This window comes from Actibacterium naphthalenivorans, from assembly GCF_014196965.1.
In the GTDB taxonomy this organism is placed as follows: Bacteria; Pseudomonadota; Alphaproteobacteria; order Rhodobacterales; family Rhodobacteraceae; genus Actibacterium_A; species Actibacterium_A naphthalenivorans.
In genome coordinates this window covers 272,042-286,983 of record NZ_JACIEQ010000003.1, presented here as the reverse complement: position 1 = coordinate 286,983, position 14,942 = coordinate 272,042, and the positions used below count along the sequence as shown (strand labels likewise).

Here is a 14,942-nt window from a genome sequence, read left to right as displayed (position 1 = left end):
GCACAGTCAGGCTGCATTCGCAACAAAAGACCGCTGTCGGGAGCCATCTTGTGGACGGGTCGAACACCGGCAAATCCCTTGCACGATCCTACGCAATCGGTGTCGCCGCGCTTTTCCTGCTGCTCGTCACGGTGTCGCTGGGCCCCTATCTGGGCATCCAGACCCGCGCCCAGTTCCGCGAGATCGAGGCAAGCTGGCTGAACTATTCCGGCGATGCCGGGAAGAAGGGCGTCTGGATCAGCTCGATCCGCGGCTATCTGGGATACGGCGGCGTCATCCACGATTTCAAGAATTACATTCTGCGGCAGGACCCGTTCTGTCTGGATCAGACCAGGGTGCAGCTCGAGCAGTTCCAGGCGGTGATCGAGGATTACCTGGCCGCACCCATCGGCCCCGAGGAACGCGCCGCGCTGGAGGTGATCGGCGCCACGGTGCGCGAATACGAGGTCAAGCTGCCCATCGCCGTGCAGGCCGCGCAGGAAGGCTGGGACGTGGCGCGCACCGACCGGCTGGTGCGGGTCGATGATACCGCGGCGATAGAGGCACTGGGCCAGCTTGAACGCCTGTGGCAGGCCAACCGACAGAAAAGCACCGAGCGGATCATTCAGGCGGTCGGAGAAGGCGAGCGGCTGATCTGGGTCGGTTTCCTGTCGGTCGTCTCGCTGGTGGTGGCGGCGCTGACGCTGGGGGTGCTGTTCGCGGTGCTGTTGCTTGATATGCGCCGGGCGATGCACCGTCTGGCCGATGAACTGCGGGTGCGTCGCCGGCTGGAAACCTCCGAGGTGCGGCTGGCCACCGCTGTCGAGCAGAGCCCGGCGACGATCTTCATCACCGATATGGATGCAAGGATACTCTATGCCAATCGCCGTTTCGAGGATATCACCGGCTGGACGCGCGCCGAGGTCGAGGGCAAGACGCCGCGCTTTCTGCAATCGGGCGACACCCCGCCCGAGGTCTATCGCGAGATCCGGGAAAGCCTCGCGCGCGGGGAAACATGGCAGGGGGTGTTCCGCAACCGGCGCAAGGACAGTGGCAGCTACTGGGCGGAAACGACCATCCTGCCGCTGATCGGACCCGACGGAACGGTGCAGAACTTCATCGGCATTGCCGAGGATATCACCGAAAGGCGCCATGCGCGCGATCAGGTGGTGCGCGCGCAGAAGCTCGAGGCCGTGGGCCTTCTGGCGGGCGGCGTGGCGCATGATTTCAACAACATCCTGACCACCATCGTCGGTGCCGCGCATCTGGCCGCGCTGGACGCGCCCGCAGGCAGCGCGATCGCCGGCGAGATCGAGCAGATCGACATCGCCGCGCGGCGGGCGCAAAGCCTGGTGAAAGAGCTTCTGACCTTTGCCCGGCGTCAGCCCGGCCGGCCGCAGCCGACCAACCTGACCACGCTGATGCTCGAGGTCACGCGCCTGATGCGCGCCTCGATTCCGCCCACCATCGCGCTCGATTGCTGCGACGGCGTCGAGCCCTTCATCGTGATGGCCGACCCCACGCATCTGCACCAGATCCTGATGAACCTGTGCCGCAACGCGGCCGAGGCCATCGGCGGCGCAAGCGGAACGATCCGCGTGTCGGCCCATGCCGTTACCGAGGATCTGCCCGAGGGGCTCGCGCCACGGCCCGACGGCTGGGTCCGGCTGGAAGTGACAGACGATGGGCCCGGAATGTCCGCCGATACGCGGCGCCAGCTCTTTGATCCGTTTTTCACCACAAAGCCGCTGGGCAAGGGCTCCGGCCTTGGGCTGGCCGTGGTCTCGGCGCTGGTCGAGGAGATGGGGGGCGGGATCGCGCTTGACAGCGCGCTTGGCACCGGAACCACCTTCGCGATCTTCCTGCCCGGCGCGCGCGAGGCCGAACTGGAAAGCGAGGCCCCGCCCGACGAGATCCCGCGCGGCCGCGAACGGGTGATGCTGATCGACGATGAAAGCGAAGTCGCCGGAACCTTTCGCCGGATGCTGCTGCGGCTTGGCTATCAGGTCGAGGCGTTCACCTCTTCGGTGGTCGCGCTGGAGCGGTTCAGCCGCCGCCCCCGGCAATATGATCTGGTGATCACCGATGTCGTCATGCCCGGCCTGAGCGGCGAGGAACTGGCCGAAGCCATGCGCCGGCTGCGCCCCGATGTTCCGATCATCTTCTGCACCGGCTACGCGCCCTCGGGGATCACCCTGTCCGGTCCCGCGCCCGACGTTCTGGACAAGCCTGTCGATCCCGCGCTGCTGGCCCGGCGCGTGCGGGCAATGCTCGATACGCGTGGCGCATGACGGGGGCGTTTTCGGCGCCATCACATTTCGTCACAAAAAGTTCCAAACCGCCACGCCGCGCGCAACATCTGCAAATACCGAATCCGCTAGCCTGACCGCAGATCATCATGCGCGGCGGTCGTCCGGGTGAGCCCCGGCTGAAACCCCACCGCGCGCGGGCCTTTTAACGGGCGGAGGGGTGCGACATGCGCAAGACGAATTCAGGCAATCACACACGGAATCGGAGCGGGGCGATCGCGGCCCTGTGCGCCGGCATCGCGCTGGCGGCACCGGCACAGGCACGCGACGTGGCGGCGGGTGAGAAGATCTTCAAGAAATGCGCTGCCTGCCATCAGGTGGGCGAGGGCGCGAAATCCCGGGTCGGCCCGGCTTTGAACGGTGTCGTGGGCCGCGCGGCGGGAAGCTATGAGGGTTTCCGCTATTCCGACGCGATGAGCGGCAGCGGCCTGATCTGGACCGAAGAGGCGCTGGCGGACTATCTGGCCGCTCCGCGAAAATTCCTGCCGGGCAACAAGATGAGTTTCGCGGGGCTGCGCAAGCCCGAGGATGCGGCGAATGTGATCGCCTATCTCGCCTCCTTCCAGGCCGACGGAACCCGGATCAGCGAATGAACGCGCGCCGGCCCCGCGTTGTGGCCGGCCGCCGCGCCGAAAGGACGACACCATGACACAGGACAAGCCGCAAACAGACCGCGACGGGCGGATGTGGCACAGGCCGGTTGCCGGTTCGGGCAGCCGGAAAGGAGGCTGGCAATGATGCTGAGAACCGCTTTTATCTGCGTGCTGCTTTCGGGCACCGCCGCAATCGCCCAAGACAGCGCCCCCATCGCGCCGATGGATGTCAACGCGGCGCGAGCCGAGTTGGGCAAGCGTCTGTTCTATGATTACCGTCTGTCAGGCGACACCGCGCTTGCCTGCGCAAGCTGCCACCAGCCCGACAAGGCCTTTACCGATGGCCAGCCGCTGTCGGACGCCTATAGCGGCGCCGCGCATTTCCGGAACACGCCGACGCTGGCCAATGTGGGCTATCGCGACGCCTGGCTGCATGACGGGCGCCTTGGCACCAACCTCAACGACGTCGCGCGCGAGATGATCACAGAGACCTATCTGATGAACATGGACATGCGCATCATGCAGGAGCGGCTCAAGCAGGACCCGGTCTATGTCGAGATGTTCAGGGCCGCGGGCATGAGCGAGCCGTCGAACGGTGGCGCGCGCAACGCGCTGATGGATTTCATGAAAACCATCGTGTCGCGCGGGGCGCCTGTCGATACCGGTGCTCTTTCGGCCGCCGCGCAGCGCGGGCAGGGCATCTTCGAGGGCAAGGGGCAATGCGCAAGCTGCCATTCCGGCCTGCGCTTCACCGACGACCGGCCCCACAACACCGGCGTTGCCGACAACCCCGAAATCTGGGCCGACCCGGAACGGCATTCGGCCTTCGTGACCTATGCCAAGTTCATGGGCATCGAGAATTACATGAACCTGCGCGAGGATCCGGGCGCCTATATCCGCACCCACAACCCCGACAAGGCCCGCAGCTTTCTGACGCCGAGCCTGCGCGAACTGACCTGGACAGCGCCCTACATGCACAACGGCACGCTGGAGACGCTGGAAGAGGTGGTGGATTTCTACAACGCCGGCGGTGGCGACGACCCGCTGAAGGATCCGCGCCTGAAGCCGCTTGGCCTGGTGCCCAGCGAGAAGGCCGATCTGGTCGCCTATCTCGAAAGCCTTTCGGGCGAGAGCTTCGACACCGACGCCTATGTCTGGCGCGAGGACGATTACGATTACTCGCTGATCGAAGACTGGCGCAACGTGAACAACTGAGGAGGCCGGCACAATGACACGCAAATTCCTTTTGGCCCTGGGTCTGGCGGCTGTGGCCGCCGCGCCGGTGGCCGCGCAATCGGATCGCCCGGCCGCGCTGGCCCCGCTTGGCCCGCCGCCGATCCCCGCGGATAACCCGATGACGCCCGCGAAGATCGAACTGGGCAAGAAGCTCTATTTCGACCCGATCCTGTCGGGCAACTACGGCATGCCCTGTTCGTCCTGCCACCGCCCCGAGGCGGGCTGGGCCGTGCAATCGCCGATCAGCTTCGGCTATCCGGGCACGACCCACTGGCGCAACAGCCAGACGGTGATCAACTCTGCCTATTACGGCAAGACCTTCTGGGCCGGCGCCTCGGGCTCGCTCGAGCATCAGGCCCGTTCGGCCGCGCGCGGCGGGGTTGCCGGCAATGGCGAGGATGACATGATGGAGGCCCGGCTGGCCTTCGTGCCCGAATACCGCGCAGCCTTCCGCGAGGTGTTCGGCGACGACTGGCCCAGCATCCGCCACGCCTATATGGCCATCGCCGCCTATGAGCGGACGCTGGTGCAGACCGACACGCCGTTCGACAACTACATGCGCGGCGATGACGATGCGCTGACCGATCAGCAGAAGAACGGGCTGGAGCTGTTCACCGGCAAGGCGCAGTGCGTAAGCTGCCACAACGGGCCGCTGCTGTCGGACGAGAAATACTACAACACCGGCGTGCCGCCCTATGACGGTTGGGAAGACGACCCGATCGCCCAGATCACCTTCCGGTTCGAGCTTTACGGAAAAGGTTCGACCGAAGAGATGTATCGCCACACCAAGGACGACCCCGGCCTCTATTTCCGCACCAAGGAAAAATCCGACAAGGGCAAGTTCCGCACCCCCAGCCTGCGCTACACGCAATACACCTATCCCTACATGCACAACGGCATGCTCGAGACGCTGCGCGATGTGGTGGTGTTCTACAACGAAGGCGGCGGCGAGAATGAATTCGCCGCGAACAAGAGCCCGCTGATCCAGCCGCTCGGCCTGTCCGACGCCGAGATCGACGATCTTGTCGCCTTCCTCGAAAGCCTCAGCGGCGAAGAGATCCTGACCGACGATCCGGAGCTTCCCGAAATGGAACCGCTGCCCGTGGCGCAGAACTGAAAAGGAGACCGGAGATGACCAAAGTCGATCCGAATATCGCCGCCGCCATCAACGGCGCCCAGGGCGAGGCCGCGCAGGCCGGCACCCGCAAATGCCTGATGAACCGCCGCCAGTTCCTGCTGACCAGCGGCATCGCCACCACCGTGGTGATGGTGGGGGTGCCGGGCATGCCGCAGGCACAGACGCCCGCCGTGATATCCACCTACGAGCGCAAGTTCATCGCCAGACTGTCGGAACTTGCGCAGGATGAACCGTTCGATTTCACCTATCCCGACGAGGGGCTCTACGCGGAATCCATCCTCGTGAAACTGGGCAAGGCCGCCGGGGGTGGTATCGGCCCCGAAAAGGATGTGGTGGCCTTCAACTACACCTGCACCCATCAGGGCGGGCCGCTGCAGGGCACCTACCAGGCCGCCGACAAGGCGCTGGGCCCATGCCCGCTTCACCTGACGACGTTCGATCTGACCCGCCATGGCATCTTCATCTCCGGGCAGGCCTATCAGTCGCTGCCGCAGGTGCTGCTGGAGCTTGATGGCGACGATATCTACGCCGTCGGCATGTTCGGGCTGATCTACGGCCGTTTTGACAATCTGCAGGGCTGAGGAGGAACCGACATGTCCACACCGTATTACGTTCCGGAAGAAACCGTTCCGCTGCCGCCGCCCGACGCCGATGTGATCTCCACCGCCTGCGACTATTGCATCGTGGCCTGTGGCTACAAGGTTTACCGCTGGCCGGTGCGGGGCGGCCACCAGGGTGGCCCGCTGGCCGATCAGAACGCCTTTGGCGAGGATTTCCCGGTCAACCCGCTGGGCCCGTGGATCGCGCCGAACCAGCACAATATCGTGCTGCACAACGGCGAGCCGCACCATGTGGTGATCATCCCCGACAAGGATACCGAGTTCGTCAACTACACCGGTAACTCGTCGATCCGGGGCGGGGCCATCGCGCAGAAGGTCTATAACCCGCAGACGCCCACCCGCGACCGGCTGAAATCACCGATGGTGCGCATGTTCGGCGTGCTGATGCCTGTGACCTGGGATTTCGCGCTGGATATCGCGGCCGAGGTCGGCAACCACGTGCTCGAAAAGCACGGCACCAACGCCTATAACGTCAAGACATTCTCCTATGGCTACATGGAGAATACCTACGCCATCACGAAATACGCGCTGCGCCACGTGCGCACGGCGAATTTCACCTTCCACGACACCCCGTCAGACGTAACCTCGACCCCCGGCTTCCGCGATGCGGGTTTCGACAATTTCGGCCCTTCCTATGATGACTGGGCCGAGGCGGATACGCTGCTGATCTGCGGCACCGATCCCTACGAAACCAAGACGATCCTGTTCACCGATTTCATCATGCCCGCGATCCAGGGCGGGCAGAAGGCGATCTTCATGGTGCCGCGGCGCACCACGGGCGTGGCCTTTGCCGAGAAGAATGGCGGGCTGCTGCTCGACATTCAGCCGGGCACCGACCTGCCGGTGGTTCTGGCCATCGCGCGGGTGATCGTCGAAAACGGCTGGCAGGATGACGCGTGGATCAGGAACTGGGTCAACAGCAAGTGGGAGTCGTCTTCCGGCTTTGGCCAGGGCACCCGCAACACGCCGTGGCAGTGGCGCACGACCTGGGGCATGTTTCAGACAGACGGTTTCGAAGACTGGAAGGAATGGCTGCTGGCGCAGGATTACGCGGTGCCCGAAAAGGCCGCCGAGATCGCCCAGATCGACGTGCAGAAGATCTATACCGCCGCCGAGTGGATGGCCAAGCCCAAGGCCGACGGCACCCGGCCCAAGACCTCGGTCATGATCGAAAAGGGGTTCTACTGGTCCAACAACACCGGCAACACCAACGCGATTTCCGCGCTCGGCATCATCGTCGGTGCGGGCGGGCGGCCGGGCCAGGTGATCGGCCGTGCCGGTGGCCACCAGCGGGGGGGCCTGCGCGGTGGCGGCTATCCGCGCAACAAGTCGCCGGAAAAGCTGCCCGGCCGCCGGCGCCGCGCGATGGATACCGACCGCTATCTGATGGGGGGCCACACGCGGCTGGCGCATGTGATCGGCACCACATGGGTGCAGGCGATGTGCGGGTCGCAATCGCTTCAGGCCAAGTTCGACGAACTGACCACGCGCAACCCGCATCAGGTGATGAGCTTTGACAAGAAAGACATCATCGATACGCTGAAGCGGCGCGCCGACAGCGGCGGCATGGTGGTGTGGAACCAGGATATCTATCTGGTCGATCCGATCGGGGCGCGCTACGCCGATATCGTCTTTCCGGCCTCTGGCTGGGGCGAAGAGACCTTTACCCGCGCCAATGGCGAACGCCGGCTGCGGCTCTATCCCAAATTCTACGACGCGCCGGGCGAGGCGAAGCCGGATTGGTGGATCATCGCCCAGCTTGCGCGCAAGATGGGCTTCGAAGGCTTCGACTGGCAGACCTCCAACGACGTGCTGGAAGAGGGCGCGCGCCATTCGCGCGGCTCGCGCAAGGATTTCAACATGGTTCTGGTGGCCGCGCGACGCGAGGGCAAGACCCTGCATGAAAAGCTGGGCGAGTTCGGCACCAACGGCATTCAGGGCCCGGTTCTGATGCTGGAGGATGGCAGCCTGCAGGGCACCAAGCGCCTGCATGACACCACGCGCACGCTGCCCGAAACCGGGCCGAGCGGGGCGAATGTGTTCAACAAGAAGCTGACGCATTTCAATACCCAGACCGGCAAGTGCAACCTGCAGAAGGCGCCATGGGGGCTGTTTTCCAGCTACTGGGAATGGCTCAAGCCGCGCGAGGGTGAAATCTGGATCACCTCGGGCCGCATCAACGAGCGCTGGCAGTCGGGCTATGACGATCGCCGCCGTCCCTATATCGTGCAGCGCTGGCCCGAGAACTGGATCGAGCTGCACCCCGGCTTTGCCGAGGCCCACGGCATCGAAAGCGGTGACTATGTGCAGGTCTACTCCGACCGGATCCCGGTGCAGACCGATACGATCGTGGGTGTCGAGGGCGATGATTTCGATTTCGCCAAGCTGCTCAAGAACGGCCATATCGAACTGACCCGCGCCTCGATCACGGCGGTGGCCATCGTTACCCCGGCGGTGAAGGAGAACATGGGCTACATGGATTTCCTGCACACCGCGCAGCCGGCGAACGCGCTGTCGGGCCGGGTCGTCGACTGGATCAGCGGCAACTACAACTACAAGATGGGCGTGGGGCAGGTGCGGCGCATGGGCGAGAGCCCGTATAAAAAGCAGTTCCGCTCCATGTCTTTCGCCCGCCGCGATATCGCCTGAACGGCATGGCCCAACGGCCCCGGTGGTGCAATGCCGCCGGGGCTTCCTTCATCAGGAAAGGAACACTTCATGTTGCAACGCCTCACGCCCCGGCCCGCCGCGCCTGACCTGACGCCCGCGCTTTTGCATCATCTGGGCACCGGGAACGACGTGCTGCGCACCGCCGCGGTGCGGGCGCTGGCGGCGCAATCGTCCGGCGACGAACGCGCCCGTGCCGCGCTGCTGGATGCGCTGGTCGACGAAGACCCCGATGTGCGCTCCGACGCGATGGAGGCGCTGTTCCGTTTCGCCGCGCCCGAGGATGCGCCGGCGATCCGGCGCTCGCTCCAGGGCGATCCGGTGCGCGAGGTCAAGGTCGCCGCCGTGCACCTGCTGGCCGAGCTGGGGGATGGCGGCTCGGTCGATCTGCTGCGCGCGCTTGTGACCAGCCGCTGTGACGACCGTGTCGCGTGGGAAGATGAGGATGACGTCTGGGACGATTGGCTCGACGTGCAGATCGCCGCGATAGAGGCGCTGGCCCGGCTTGGCATCGCGGATGCGGTGCAAGACATGCTCGCCGCCCGCGATGACGAGTTCGGCCAGACCCTCGACGCCCCCGTTTTCGGCGCGCTGGCCCGGCTTGGCAGCGAAGGCGCCGCCTGGCTTCTGGCCGTGGCCCAGACGGAGGAGGGGCTGGGGCGCAAGCGGGCGCTTTCCGCGCTGGCCGCGACCGGCGCCGAGGCGCTGGCGCCGCATCTGGATCACATTCTGGGCGATGACATGGCCGCGCTGCGCGCGCTGGGGTTGCCCTTGCTGGATGCGGGCGATGACAGGGCGGCGGCCCTGGCGCTGAAAGATCCCGATGCCGGCCTGCGCCGCGCCGCCGTTCTGCGGTTCGCGGCCGGCCGGCCCGAACTGGCGATCGCGGCCTTGTCCGACGCTGACGAAAAGGTTCAGGCGGCCGCGCTGGACCGGCTGCAATTGCCGCTGGAGCATGAGCTTCACGCCGCGCTCGTGGACAACCTGCTGGCATGGCTGCGCAGCGCCGGCGCCACGCTGGCCGCGGCGGCGGCCCTGTCGGTTGCCCGGCTGGCGCCGAACCGGGCCGATCTGGCGCTGGTCGAACTGGCGGATGACGCCACCCGCCCGCTGGAGGCACGGATCGCGGCGGTAGAGGGGCTGGCGCGCCTGGAAGATCCGCATGCCACCGGACGGCTGATCGCGCTTCTGGCGAACCCGTCGCAGCAGATCCGCATGGTCGCACTGACCGCGCTTCGCAGCCGCGCGGGCCAAGGGGAGGTCGGCGCCGAAGCGGCGCTGGCCAAGGCGATGACCGGACGCTTGCTGCCCGCCACCGCCGCGACCGTTGCCCATGCGCCGGAACCGGCCACCGATCTGGGCGCCTCGCGGATGGATGAGGGCCCGGCGCCATCGGTCCGGATTTCGCCCGACGGCGACATCATCGAGGCCGGGGCGCAGGGCGCGGATGCGGCCATGGCCTCGACGCTGGCGGCGATCCAGTATCAGCCGGGCGCGCCCGAAGCCGCCGAGGAAACGCCGGAGGAAACCGCCCCCAAGCGCCGCAAGCGCCGTGCCGTCGAAGGCCCCGAGACAGTGGCGGATGATCTGGCGCGGCTCGCCATGGGGATCGCGGCGGACCTTCCGTCAGACCGGATCGGGGCGGCGCTGATGGTTCAGGCCACGGCCGAAGACGACATGCTGCGCGCTGCGGCGTGGGAGGCGATGCGCAAACGCTACACGGATGCCGTGCCTTGCGGTGACGTGGCCCTGGCGGCGCGCGTGGCCCTGCGCGATCCGCTGCCGGTGGTGCGGGCGGCGGCGGCGCAACTGGTGCTGTCGGATCCCGACCCGAAACCGGAGTTGCGCGCCCTGTGCCTGCGCGATGAGGATGCGCTTGTCCGCGCCATCGCCCTGCGTATCGATAGCGGCGAAGATGCGGATGCGTTGCTGCCCTTTCTCAACGATCCGGCCCGGATCGTGCGCGACGCGGCGCTTGACCGCCTGTCGCAGGGCGATGCCGGCGGCCGGGCGGAGACCATTGTCGATGCGCTGATGGCCTCGGATCATATCGACACGCTGGCCCGGGCCATCGGCCTGTCGGCCGATCTGCACGCCTGCGCGGCCGGGCGCCTGCTGGAGGGCGGGCTGGGCGGCAAGCAGGCTTTCGTGCTGCTCGAGGCCTTTGCCGCCGTCCGCGATCCCGCCGCATCACGCCCGGCGGGTTGAACTCCGGCCATTTTGCCATAACTGAGGCTCCAGACAGAAAGCCCGAGATCATGAACATAGCCTATATCACCTCCACCCAGAGAGGAGAGGCCGACCGTGCCCTGGCGCAGTTCGCCGCCCGGCTCGCCGCCCGTGGCACGCGGGTTGCGGGTGTGGTGCAGATCAACACCGAGAGGCAGGGCGACGGGCCCTGCGACATGGATGTCAGGGTGCTGCCGGACGGGCCGGTCATCCGCATTTCGCAATATCTCGGGCGTGGCGCGAAAGGCTGCCGGCTGAACGCTGCCGCGCTGGAACAGGCGGTCGCCGAGGTGGCCGCGGGTTTGAGCGACGAGACCGGCATCCTGATCCTGAACAAGTTCGGCAAGCATGAGGCAGAGGGCAGGGGGTTTCGCGAACTCATCGGCGAAGCCCTGATGCGCGACATCCCGGTGATCACCGGTGTCAACGCGCTGAACCTCGAGGCGTTTCTGGAGTTCACCGGCGGGCTGGCCGCGCCATTGCCGCTGTGCCAGGACGCGTTGACCGGCTGGTTCGATGCGCTGAGCCGGCCGGTGCGCCGGGTGGCCTGAACAGGCGGCCCAGGGCGCGGGCTTTTCGCGATTGCACGTTTGCCGGCATGGATACATCTTCGCCTTTCGCACCGAAACGCATGGAAGCCGAAACATGGCAGAGCGAGCTGATTTTCGGCCTCGCCCGAGAGGATTTCCAGAATCGGCGCGGATACCGTGCCCTGGCGCTTGACCTGGAACTGCACAGCGCGCCGCTCTGGCGGGTCGGCGGTTTCGACATCGCCCGCGCCGGCGCGATAACCGCCGATGACGAGGGCGATATCTGGACCGGTATCGGCCCTGCGGTGATCAGACGGTTTGCAAGCCGGTATTTCTTCGAGGCGAGCCTCGTGACCGGATATTACGACCAGTCGCCCGGAGGGATAGAACTGGGGCCCGGGCTGGAGTTCAGGACCCTCGGGGGGATCGGTATGCGCCTGCCGAACGGGGCGGACCTGTCGATCGCGACGGATCACAAGTCCAACCGCGACACCGGCAGTTTCAATCCCGGCGTCGAAAAGCTGAGCCTGCGTTACCGGTTCGGGTTTTGATCTTCGTCCTTGCCGCATCTGCCCGTTGTGCGGACGGCTTTCGCAGACACGCCGCATGAAATGGGCAGCGGCAGCGGCGCAACATTGCGGCGCGATTGGCGAAGCCGCCTTGTTCCCGCTGCGCGGGGCCTCTACATCCACCTTATGAAACGCTGGCTGCCCTTCGTGAAATCCGACCCCGTGGTCGCTGTCCTGCGTCTGGCCGGCCAGATCGCGGCGGGCGCGCGTGCCCCCGGCGGGCTGAACGATTTCGGCCTGGCGCCGATGGTCGAACGGGCCTTCCGGCGCGGCCGGCCCGACGCCGTGGCGCTGGTCATCAACTCCCCCGGCGGCTCGCCCGCGCAAAGCTCCCTGATCGCCGCGCGCCTGCGCCGACTGGCCGAAGAGAAAGAGCTGCCCGTCTATGCCTTCGTCGAAGATGTGGCGGCCTCTGGCGGCTATTACCTAGCGGCGGCGGCGGATGAGATCTGGGTGGACGAACATTCCATCGTCGGGTCGATCGGCGTGATTTCCTCGGGCTTCGGGTTTCATGATTTCATCGCCCGGCACGGGGTCGAACGGCGGGTCTATACCGCCGGACGGTCCAAGAGCATGCTGGACCCGTTCCAGCCCGAAAAGCCCGACGATATCGCGCGGCTGAAACAGCTTCAGCAGCAGATACACGACGGGTTCATCGCCCATGTGCAGGCACGGCGTGGGGTCCGGCTGGCCACCGGGACGGATCTGTTCAACGGCGACATCTGGGTGGGCCGCGGCGCGGTCGATCTGGGGCTGGCCGACGGGGTTGGCCATCTGGTGCCGAAGATGAAAGAGCTTTATGGCGAAAAGGTGCGGTTCCTGCCCTATGGCATGCGGCGGCCGCTTCTGCAGCGGCTCGGCGCGAAGATGCTGGGCGGACTGGCCGACGAGATAGAGGAACGCGCCCATTGGGCCCGGTTCGGTCTGTAACGTGATCATCAAGATTGTCAGCCTGTTTCTGATCGGGATGCTGGTGCTTGCCATGTTCGGGCGGCTGCGGATGCCGGGCGCCGGGGCGCGCGGGATGACAATGAAGAAACCGGCCAAGTGCCCCCGCTGCGGGCGCTACAGGCTTGGCAAGGGGCCGTGCCCCTGCAGCAAGGGGTAAACGCCTGGAATGACTGCCGATCTGCTTTATGCCGCCCTGGGGCTCGTGATCCTTCTGCTTGCCGGCGATTCCCTTGTGAAAGGGGCGGTGAACCTCAGCCTGCGCCTTGGCATTCCGGCGCTGATCGTCAGCCTGACCATTGTCGCCTTCGGCACCTCGGCGCCCGAGCTTCTGATCGCGGTCAAGGCCGTGCTGGACAATGCGCCGGGCATCGCCTTCGGCAATGTGGTGGGTTCCAACACGGCCAACGTGCTGCTGGTGCTGGGCGTGCCGGCGCTGATTTCCGGATTGAAGACCGATGAATGCGACACGCGGCGCAACTATGTGTTCATGCTGGCCGCGACGGCCCTGTTCATCGCGCTGTGCTTTGCCGGGCCGCTGACCTGGGTGCATGGCCTGATCCTGCTCGCGGGGCTTTCCTTCGTGCTCTACGACGCGTTCGTCAGCGCCCGGAGCCACCGGCGCGATGCGATCCGGGGCGCGGCAGACGCCGCGGCCGAGCAGGGTGAAGAAGACGAAGCCGAAGAGGAAGAGGAGGAGATCGAGGGCGCCGACCCCACGCTCGCGGGCTGGAAGATCGGCATGTTTCTGGTGCTTGGCCTGATCGGATTGCCGCTGGGCGCCGATCTTCTGGTCGACAGCGCGGTGAACATCGCCCGCGTGATCGGCGTCAGCGAGACAGTGATCGGCCTGACGCTCGTGGCTATCGGCACGTCGCTGCCGGAACTCGCGACAACCGTCATGGCCGCGCTGCGGCGTCAGGCGGATGTGGCGCTTGGCAATGTGATCGGGTCGAACGTGTTCAACCTTCTGGCCATCATCGGCATCGCCACCTTCGTGGGCGACATGCCTTTGCCGCCCGAAATGCTGCGCTTCGACATCTGGGTGATGCTGGCATCCTCGCTTCTGCTCATGCCCTTCGTGTTCCTGGGCTGGAACATGACCAGGATCTGGGGCGTGGTCTTGACCGGGCTCTATTTCGTCTATGTTCTGATCCTGCTGTTCTAGGGAGGCAATCATGAGCAAGGGGCGGGCGCTGGTCACGGGCGCGGCAAAACGGCTGGGCCGGGCGATGGCGCTGAGCCTGGCGCGCGGCGGTCATGACGTGGCGGTGCATTACGCGACCTCGCGGGACGATGCCGAAGATCTGGTGGCGCAGATCACCGCGATGGGGCGCCGGGCGGTCGCGCTTCAGGCCGATCTGCTGGAGGGCGCCGCCTGTGACGCGCTTGTCGGGCGCGCGGTGGCGGGGCTTGGCGGGCCGCTGACGGTGCTGGTGAACAACGCGTCGATCTTTGAATATGACAATATCGAAAGCGCGACCCGCGACAGCTGGGACAGGCATTTCGATTCAAACCTGCGCGCGCCTTTCGTGCTGACCCAGCATTTCGCCGCGCAGGTGCCCGCGCCCGACCACGATGACCGGGGCGAACCGGTGGCCAAGGGGCTGGTGGTGAACATGATCGATCAGCGGGTGCGAAAGCTGACGCCGGAGTTCATGACCTACACGCTGGCCAAGATGGGCCTCTGGGCCTTTACGCGGACGGCGGCGCAGGCGCTGGCCCCCGCGGTGCGGGTCAACGGCATCGGCCCGGGCCCCACGCTGCGCGGCGCGCGCCAGAGCGAGGCGCATTTCACGGCGCAGCGCCGGGCCACTGTCCTGTCGCGCGGCGCGGACGAAGCGGATGTGACGGGGGCGCTGGAGTATCTGCTGAAGGCCCGCTCTGTCACCGGGCAGCTGATATGCGTCGACGGGGGTCAGCACCTGGGCTGGCAGACGCCGGATGTGCTGGGAAAAGAGTGACCCGGGGGCAGGTAATTGCCCCCACGCCGCAAGTTTTCCACCCTTAACATTACCTTCACAAAATGTTTAAGAATTTTATAGTGTTTTCAATAATTTGGCACAGTTCAAAAATTTATTCCCGGAAAACAATGCCTTGCAATATCGCCCAAAAAGCGGGCAA

General features: G+C 65.8%; 13 protein-coding genes. All 13 read left to right on the top strand.

The genetic code is table 11. The features are described from left to right. Window positions 1–50: 50 nt before the first annotated feature. The 13 genes from GGR17_RS12690 to GGR17_RS12630 all read left to right on the top strand — a co-directional run bounded on the left by GGR17_RS12690 (window position 51) and on the right by GGR17_RS12630 (window position 14,782). Window positions 51–2,270 (top strand): hybrid sensor histidine kinase/response regulator, encoded by a 2,220-nt coding sequence (locus GGR17_RS12690; RefSeq protein ID WP_183314783.1) that lies wholly within the window; start codon window positions 51–53, stop codon window positions 2,268–2,270. Window positions 2,271–2,455: 185 nt separating this feature from the next. Further along, window positions 2,456–2,881 (top strand): c-type cytochrome, encoded by a 426-nt coding sequence (locus GGR17_RS12685; protein ID WP_082386676.1) that lies wholly within the window; start codon window positions 2,456–2,458, stop codon window positions 2,879–2,881. A gap of 141 nt (window positions 2,882–3,022) precedes the next feature. Next, the gene (locus GGR17_RS12680) at window positions 3,023–4,096 is read left to right on the top strand and encodes a cytochrome-c peroxidase (RefSeq protein ID WP_054539885.1); all 1,074 of its coding nucleotides are present in this window, start codon (window positions 3,023–3,025) and stop codon (window positions 4,094–4,096) included. Window positions 4,097–4,109: 13 nt separating this feature from the next. Beyond that, window positions 4,110–5,234 (top strand): cytochrome-c peroxidase, encoded by a 1,125-nt coding sequence (locus tag GGR17_RS12675; protein ID WP_037208872.1) that lies wholly within the window; start codon window positions 4,110–4,112, stop codon window positions 5,232–5,234. Between the two features lie 14 nt (window positions 5,235–5,248). Continuing rightward, window positions 5,249–5,836, top strand: a complete 588-nt coding sequence (locus GGR17_RS12670; protein WP_054539884.1) for an arsenate reductase (azurin) small subunit — start codon at window positions 5,249–5,251, stop codon at window positions 5,834–5,836. A gap of 12 nt (window positions 5,837–5,848) precedes the next feature. Next, complete coding sequence (locus GGR17_RS12665) at window positions 5,849–8,524, top strand: arsenate reductase (azurin) large subunit (protein WP_054539883.1); 2,676 nt, start codon at window positions 5,849–5,851, stop codon at window positions 8,522–8,524. Between the two features lie 69 nt (window positions 8,525–8,593). Next, a complete protein-coding gene (locus GGR17_RS12660) occupies window positions 8,594–10,750 on the top strand; it encodes a HEAT repeat domain-containing protein (protein ID WP_054539882.1) in 2,157 nt (718 codons plus the stop codon). A gap of 50 nt (window positions 10,751–10,800) precedes the next feature. Continuing rightward, window positions 10,801–11,322 (top strand): DUF2478 domain-containing protein, encoded by a 522-nt coding sequence (locus GGR17_RS12655; protein ID WP_054539881.1) that lies wholly within the window; start codon window positions 10,801–10,803, stop codon window positions 11,320–11,322. Between the two features lie 80 nt (window positions 11,323–11,402). Next, the gene (locus GGR17_RS12650) at window positions 11,403–11,852 is read left to right on the top strand and encodes an acyloxyacyl hydrolase (RefSeq protein WP_054539880.1); all 450 of its coding nucleotides are present in this window, start codon (window positions 11,403–11,405) and stop codon (window positions 11,850–11,852) included. 144 nt (window positions 11,853–11,996) lie between these two features. Continuing rightward, window positions 11,997–12,800, top strand: a complete 804-nt coding sequence (locus GGR17_RS12645; protein WP_054540479.1) for a S49 family peptidase — start codon at window positions 11,997–11,999, stop codon at window positions 12,798–12,800. A 1-nt stretch (window position 12,801) separates the two neighbouring features. Continuing rightward, a complete protein-coding gene (locus GGR17_RS12640) occupies window positions 12,802–12,978 on the top strand; it encodes a hypothetical protein (RefSeq protein ID WP_037210961.1) in 177 nt (58 codons plus the stop codon). Window positions 12,979–12,987: 9 nt separating this feature from the next. Continuing rightward, window positions 12,988–13,986 (top strand): calcium/sodium antiporter, encoded by a 999-nt coding sequence (locus GGR17_RS12635; protein WP_054539879.1) that lies wholly within the window; start codon window positions 12,988–12,990, stop codon window positions 13,984–13,986. Between the two features lie 10 nt (window positions 13,987–13,996). Continuing rightward, window positions 13,997–14,782, top strand: coding sequence for an SDR family oxidoreductase (locus GGR17_RS12630; RefSeq protein WP_054539878.1), 786 nt, complete (start codon window positions 13,997–13,999; stop codon window positions 14,780–14,782). The last annotated feature ends 160 nt before the right edge of the window (window positions 14,783–14,942 follow it).

Excerpts from the sequence above, each read along its gene's own strand:
- GGR17_RS12645 (WP_054540479.1), top strand. The coding sequence starts at position 11,997 with ATGAAACGCTGGCTGCCCTTCGTGAAATCCGACCCCGTGGTCGCTGTC.
- GGR17_RS12635 (WP_054539879.1), top strand. The coding sequence starts at position 12,988 with ATGACTGCCGATCTGCTTTATGCCGCCCTGGGGCTCGTGATCCTTCTG.
- GGR17_RS12655 (WP_054539881.1), top strand. The coding sequence starts at position 10,801 with ATGAACATAGCCTATATCACCTCCACCCAGAGAGGAGAGGCCGACCGT.
- GGR17_RS12660 (WP_054539882.1), top strand. The coding sequence starts at position 8,594 with ATGTTGCAACGCCTCACGCCCCGGCCCGCCGCGCCTGACCTGACGCCC.
- GGR17_RS12630 (WP_054539878.1), top strand. The coding sequence starts at position 13,997 with ATGAGCAAGGGGCGGGCGCTGGTCACGGGCGCGGCAAAACGGCTGGGC.
- GGR17_RS12665 (WP_054539883.1), top strand. The coding sequence starts at position 5,849 with ATGTCCACACCGTATTACGTTCCGGAAGAAACCGTTCCGCTGCCGCCG.
- GGR17_RS12680 (WP_054539885.1), top strand. The coding sequence starts at position 3,023 with ATGATGCTGAGAACCGCTTTTATCTGCGTGCTGCTTTCGGGCACCGCC.
- GGR17_RS12675 (WP_037208872.1), top strand. The coding sequence starts at position 4,110 with ATGACACGCAAATTCCTTTTGGCCCTGGGTCTGGCGGCTGTGGCCGCC.
- GGR17_RS12670 (WP_054539884.1), top strand. The coding sequence starts at position 5,249 with ATGACCAAAGTCGATCCGAATATCGCCGCCGCCATCAACGGCGCCCAG.
- GGR17_RS12650 (WP_054539880.1), top strand. The coding sequence starts at position 11,403 with ATGGAAGCCGAAACATGGCAGAGCGAGCTGATTTTCGGCCTCGCCCGA.
- GGR17_RS12685 (WP_082386676.1), top strand. The coding sequence starts at position 2,456 with ATGCGCAAGACGAATTCAGGCAATCACACACGGAATCGGAGCGGGGCG.